General features: G+C 72.9%; 4 protein-coding genes and 1 pseudogene. 2 read left to right on the top strand and 3 right to left on the bottom strand.

What is annotated here, in order from left to right; translation table 11 throughout:
* Window positions 1–638 (bottom strand): hypothetical protein (locus Q9R08_RS04495; protein ID WP_308866639.1); only part of this gene is annotated, 638 nt, incomplete at its 3' end.
* Between the two features lie 130 nt (window positions 639–768).
* Window positions 769–3,045, bottom strand: coding sequence for a hypothetical protein (locus Q9R08_RS04490; RefSeq protein ID WP_308866638.1), 2,277 nt, complete (start codon window positions 3,043–3,045; stop codon window positions 769–771).
* A gap of 187 nt (window positions 3,046–3,232) precedes the next feature.
* Between Q9R08_RS04490 and Q9R08_RS04485 the strand changes: the two genes are divergently transcribed.
* A complete protein-coding gene (locus tag Q9R08_RS04485) occupies window positions 3,233–4,072 on the top strand; it encodes an exodeoxyribonuclease III (protein WP_308866637.1) in 840 nt (279 codons plus the stop codon).
* Window positions 4,073–4,095: 23 nt separating this feature from the next.
* On the opposite strand, the gene Q9R08_RS04480 is transcribed toward Q9R08_RS04485, so the two are convergent.
* Window positions 4,096–4,659, bottom strand: coding sequence for a hypothetical protein (locus tag Q9R08_RS04480; RefSeq protein WP_308866636.1), 564 nt, complete (start codon window positions 4,657–4,659; stop codon window positions 4,096–4,098).
* Between the two features lie 126 nt (window positions 4,660–4,785).
* Here Q9R08_RS04480 and Q9R08_RS20840 point away from each other — a divergent pair.
* Window positions 4,786–5,379: pseudogene (locus Q9R08_RS20840) on the top strand (RNA polymerase sigma factor); the annotation flags it as partial.
* Window positions 5,380–6,000 lie beyond the last annotated feature (621 nt).

The raw sequence follows: 6,000 nt of genomic DNA, 5'->3' as shown, positions 1-6,000 counted from the left end.
GTGGCGCCCGGCGGCAGGAGCGCCGCGACCGCGCGCGTCACCGCCGGATCGTCCGCGGCACGGGCGAGGGCGTCGGCGCGGCCGAGCGCGAGGTTCGCCGCGGCGGCGGTGCCCGCGTCGCCCGAGGCGGCCAGCCGCTCCAGCGACGGTTCGGAGGCGCCGATCACGCCGGCGCCGAGAAGGCTCTGGATCACGTCGCGGTCGCCGAGCTCCGCCGCGAGCGCGGCATCGGCGGGGGCCGTCCGCACGAGCGCGACCGGCGCGGACGCGACCGTCTCGCCCGGGCGCACCGCGAACCGTGCGACCAGGACGTAGCGACCGGGCACCGGGAACAGGGGCGCACTGCCCGAGGCGACCAGCGGCACCGATGCGACGAAGCGCTCACCCGGAGCCAGCTCGACCGATCGCGGCGCCGAGTCCACCGGCCACGGCCACGTTGCGCGCCGTGGCGCACCGCCCGGCGGAGACACCTCGATCTCGAGGTCGCCCTCGACCAGGTTCAGCCGGGCGCTGACCGTCGCGGCAGCGCCGGTGGCGACGAGCTCGACGTCCGCGAACGCGATGCGATCGAGGGGGACGGTCGGCGCCGCGGGCTGCAGCCGAAGCTCCAGCCCGCTGCCGTCCACGTGTGGTGTCACGGCTCGATCCTTGCTCGGCGCGGGCCCCGTGTCATCCTCCACGGGAGATCTCGCCTCCACAGGACGCTTGAGCGTTCGGATCTCCTGCGGAAGGCGACATCTCCTGTCGAACCGCCGTGAGCTGCCACCGTCACCGGCCGCTCGGCTGGACGAAGTCGGCGGCGATGCGCTCGGCCGCGGCGATGTCCTTGCCTGCCGCCGAACGGGCTCCGCCCTTCCCCCGCGCCTTCAGCGCCGCGATCGCGTCGGCCACCACCGGGGCGTCCTTCTCGGTCGGGCTCGCCACCGTCACCGCGAGTGCGGCGACGCGTTCGGCCGACCTGCCCGCCACCGCGAGCTCCAGGAAGTGAGCCGCCTCGTCCGGTGCCGCCTCCCGCACATCGCGGGCGCGGACGTCGGTGAACGACCGGGCGAGGGCGTTCGCGAGCACGAGGGCCCCGGCCGCGCCGGTGTCGGTGTCGCTGTGCTGCTCGGCCAGATCGGTCAGGATCGCCCGGGCGGCGGCATCCGTCGCGAAGTCGCCCAGAGCGATCGCGCGACCCACACCCGGCGTCAGCGTCTTCGCGCTGATGTCGACCTCGGCGTCCGAGCCGGGCCCGCGCACGTCGACCGTCACCGGCGCGGAGCGCACCGTCGTCATCGGATCGACCTCGAGCTGCGCGGCGACCGTGTGGCGCCCGGGCTCCGTGAAGGTCACGCCCTGGTTCGTGAAGAACACCTGGACGTGGTTGCGGATCGACTCGCCCGGCTGCAGCACCGTCGTCGGACGCGGGCCGCAGCCGATCGCGACGTCGACGAGATGCTGGAGCGAGTGGTCGGGCGGCGTGTGGAGGAAGACGAGGTCGCCCTCCGACAGATTGATCAGCGTCGTGACCGTCCGCGGCTCGGTCGACACGTTGGTGAGGACGACCTCGGCGGTGACATACTCGCCGACGAACGCCTGCGCGGGCATCGCGACAGACAGCTCCAGCCCCTCGTCGCCCGTATCGACGCCCAGCCCCGCGGCATCGACTGGGGCGGGAAGGCCCGCGGACAGGTCGCCGTGCCCCCATCCGAAGTTCTTCCAGCCCGGGCGCACCTGCGGGTCGGGCGAGTGGATGAGGGACGTGCGGTCATGGTCCGAGAACGCGAACGAGGCATTGCCCGGGTAGGGATTGGCCGTCGTGGCGAAGCCCATGACGTCGCCGGTCTGGTTCATGATCTCGATGCCGATGCCCGGATTGTGGACGTCGTGCTTCGGGTGCCACAGGTTGAACGCGTGCCCCGCCTCGTGCACCAGGGTGCGCAGGAACGCCGCGGGCACCTCGTCGAGCGGGCGTCCGCGGGCCGCCGCGGCGATGAAGGAGTCGTTCCCGAGCTGCACGTCGGCGAACCCGGCGGCTCCTTCTCGGGGCACGGTGTCGTCGTCGAACATGATCCCGAACAGGCCGCCCTGCGCGGACCCCACGAACAGCCACAGCCGCCAGGACTCGCCGCTGACCGTCTGGCGGTGCCCCGACATCAGGGTCGCGAGCTCCGCGTTGGTCAGATCGGCGTCGTTCGGCACGGTGATCTCGTCGGTGACGACGGTCACGTCCCACCCCGCGCCGGCATAGACCGAACGCACGGTGGCGGCTGCTCCCGACCCGATGGTGGCGGATGCCGGGAACACGCGGTTGACCATGGCGTCGACCTCGATGCGGCAGCCGCGATACATGGGCGACGTCTTGCGCGCGCTGACGTTCGTGACGGTGCCGCCGATCGAGAGCGTGCCGGTCATGCGCTGCGACTCCCCCAGGATGGTCGACGCCGTCGTCACGACGAGCGGTCGCCGGCAGCGGAGCGTGAGCGTGCCCGTGTCGGTCGACACGAACTCCTGCGTCGTGCGGTTCCACAGGTGCCGAACGATCTGGACGGTGAGCGTGCCGTCGACGTAGGTCGAGCCGTTCGAACGGAAGTACCAGGAGTACTCCGACGCCGGGAATGCCGGATACCAGCGCAGGCCCAGCGGCAGGAACTCGGAGAGGATGGCCGTCTCGTCCTCGGAGACGTCGCGCTCGCCGGACTCGGCGTCGGAGTCGGCGCGGAGTCCGCCGCCCGGCATCGGGACGGGGATCGGCCGGAGCCGCTCGAGCTCGAGCTCGGTGAACACCGGCGGGAAGACCCGGCGTGAGTACATGTCGCCCGAGACGCGCAGCGACGAGGCACCCACCTCGATGCGCAGCGCACCGCGCACCTCGGGGCCGAACACGGTGCGTCGCTCCAGCTCGAGCAGCCAGGAGCCGTCGAGGGTGCCGATGGCACACGGTCGGGTCAGCAACTCGGGGCGGATGACGGGGCCGACGACGAGCTCGCCGTCAGCATCGAATTCGAGAGGCGCGTCCGGCGCGGCGGATGCCGCGCGGCCGCAGCCGCAGTCGTGGTCCATGGGAGACCTCATTCCCGGCCGCGGACGCGGCCGCTGTCAAGGAGGAGAACCGCTCGCGCGGCACTGATACGCCCGGGCGGCGGCCGGCACCCGAACACCTCGAGGCTCCCACGGGCACGGCGATGCGTCCAGGGGCGTGGGGGCGGGCCGCTCCACGGCGTCCGCGGCCCCGCCTAGGCTTGATTCCATGCGCCTGGCCACCTGGAACGTGAACTCCATCCGCGCGCGGGTCGACCGCATCGTCGACTTCGCGGTGCGCGAGCACATCGACGTGCTGGCGATGCAGGAGATCAAGTGCAAGTCCGAGCAGTTCCCGTTCGACCGCTTCGAGGAGGCGGGCTTCCACGTCGAGGCGTACGGCTTCTCGCAGTGGAACGGCGTGGCGATCGCGAGCCGCGAGCCGCTCACGAACGTGCGCACCGCGTTTCCCGGCATGCCGGGCTTCGAGAAGGGGCACAACGGTCCCGACGCGCCGCAGGAGGCGCGTGCCATCGGCGCGACCATCGGCGGCGTCGAGGTCTGGAGCCTGTACGTTCCGAACGGCCGCTCGCTCGGCGACCCCCACTACTTCTACAAGCTCGACTGGCTCTCGGCCCTGAGCCAGTACACGTCGGACTCCCTCGCGGGGAACCCCGATCTCGCCCTCGCGCTGGTCGGCGACTTCAACATCGCGCCGACGGATGCCGACAACGGCGACCCTGCGGTCGTCCCGGGCTTCTCGACCCACGTGTCGCCGCCGGAGCGCGAGGCGTTCGCCGCACTCGAGGCCGCCGGCCTGCAGGACGTCGTGCGGCCGCTGATCCCCACCGGCTACACCTACTGGGATTACAAGCGCTTGAAGTTCCCCCGCAACGAGGGCATGCGCATCGACTTCATCCTCGGATCCCACGCCGTGTCCGAGGCGGTCACCGGCGCGACCATCCACCGCAACGAGCGCAAGGGCGAGGCACCGAGCGACCACGTGCCCGTCGTCGTCGACCTCGATCTCGAAGGCCCCGACGATGACGACCGCCCGATGATCTTCTGACCCGGCCACCGCCGGCGCAGGGGTCAGTCGGTCGGATCGGGCGTGCAGCCCGGCGGCTCGGAGTTGCCGCTGATCGCGAAGTCACTGCACGTGAGGAAGTGCTCCTGGTTGAGGCCGAGCACGAACGAGGTGACGGCGACGCCGAGCACCACGAGTGCGATGAGCCACTTCGTGCGTCGTCGCGTCTCGGTCGCGAAATCCGGCCAGACGACGCGCACCAGCACCCACAGGGTGAACGGGATGCCGAGCAGGACGGCTGCGATCGCGGCGAGGTCGACGATGGCGAGCGCGAGGTCGGCGGTGTCATCGGCGACCACGAAGTTGAGGACGAGCCACACCGATGGCAGCAGGAGGACGAAGGCCCGCGCGAGCCTGCCGCCGACGGGCCGTCGCTCAACCAGCACGAACACGAAGGCCGCGGTGGAGGCGGCCCAGAGCGCGAGGATGTCGTCGAAGAAGACCTCGCCCCAGGCGCCGAGCGTGAAGGCCGGCCACCACGCGATCGCCACCATTCCCACCATCACGACGCCCACCGGCACGTCGCGACGGCGGTGCTGCTCGTCGGCGGGTGCGGCGGACGCGGTCACAGCGGCACGGTATCGCGCCGCGAAGAGCCGTCCGTCGCCCCACGCCATGCAATCTCCGGACGATTTCGGCGCCCGGCGTCATGATTCACGGCCGCACGCGTCTTGCCCTGTGCACACCCGTTCCGCGTGCGCGCCCGGACACTGACCAGCGGTTTCCCAGCGCGCGTCGCTAGCCTGGCGCCGATCCGCCGTCGCCGGCTGAAACCTGAAGCGCCCACCCGGCGAGGAGAGATCGTGACCAGCCCCCACCGCGCCGTCGTCGACGGTCCGCTGAGCGAGCGGGCCGACGAGGACCTCGTCGTCTTCGCGCGCGGGGGCGACGAGGCCGCGTACGCGGTGCTCTGGGAGCGGCACGTCGCGAGCGCACGCAGTGCGGCGCGAGCCGTGAGCCCGCACGTCGATCCCGACGACCTGGTTTCGGAGGCGTTCGCGTCGATCCTCTCCGCGATCCGCAAGGGCGGCGGCCCGCAGGACGGCTTCCGTCCGTACCTCTTCGCCACCATCCGCAACACCGCCGCCTCCTGGGGTCGGCGCGCCAGCGAGGTTCCGCTCGACGACCTGGACGAGCGGGCCGCGGACTCCGCCGCCGAGTTCGCCGAACTCGTCGCCGACCGCTCCGTGCTCGCGCAGGCGTTCCGCGAGTTGCCGGCCCGCTGGCGGACGCTGCTCTGGTACATCGAGGTCGAGGGCATGAAGCCCCGCGAGGTGGCACCGCTGCTCGGCATGAGCGCCAACGCGGTGTCGGCGCTCGCATACCGTGCCCGCGAGGGCTTCAAGCAGGCCTGGCTGCAGGCCCACGTCAGCGACCCCGCGCGTCCGCCGGAGTGCCGCTGGGTGTGCGAGCTTCTCGTGGCCGGCGAGCGCAAGGCGGTCGCCCGCGGTGACCGGCGACGCCTCGACGCGCACCTGCGCACCTGCCAGGCCTGCCGCATCGTCGCGGCCGACCTCGAGCATGTCTCGCAGAAGCTCCGCATGGTGCTGCTGCCCCTTGTACTCGGCGGGGCTGGGGCCCTCGCCTACACCGCCGATGCCACACCGGCCGTGGCAGCGGTGGTCGCCGGAACGCCCACCGGGGGTGGCGGGGCGTCCGGCTCTGGGGAGATGGGCGCGGGGGGCGCCTCGGGCGGAGGTGCCGGCGCGGGGAGCGCCCGCCCCCCCCCCCCCCCCGCCCGGGGGGGGGGGGGGGGGGGCGGGGGGGGGGGGGGGGGGCGGGGGCGGGGGGGGGGGGGGGGGGGGGGGGGGGGGGGGGGGGGGGGGGGGGGGCGGGGGGGGGGGCCCCCCCCCACCACCGCCCTCCCTGCCCTGGCGATCGCGGCGGGGGTCGTCACCGTGGCCGCGGTC

It is taken from the genome of Microbacterium psychrotolerans, assembly GCF_031085295.1.
Lineage (GTDB): Bacteria > Actinomycetota > Actinomycetes > Actinomycetales > Microbacteriaceae > Microbacterium > Microbacterium psychrotolerans.
The sequence above is the reverse complement of the archived record's forward strand: the minus strand, read 5'-3'. Positions and strand labels throughout refer to the sequence as shown.

What these genes read in the sequence shown, in the direction of transcription:
- Q9R08_RS04490 (WP_308866638.1), bottom strand. Translation starts at nt 3,045, where the DNA reads ATGGACCACGACTGCGGCTGCGGCCGCGCGGCATCCGCCGCGCCGGAC.
- Q9R08_RS04485 (WP_308866637.1), top strand. Translation starts at nt 3,233, where the DNA reads ATGCGCCTGGCCACCTGGAACGTGAACTCCATCCGCGCGCGGGTCGAC.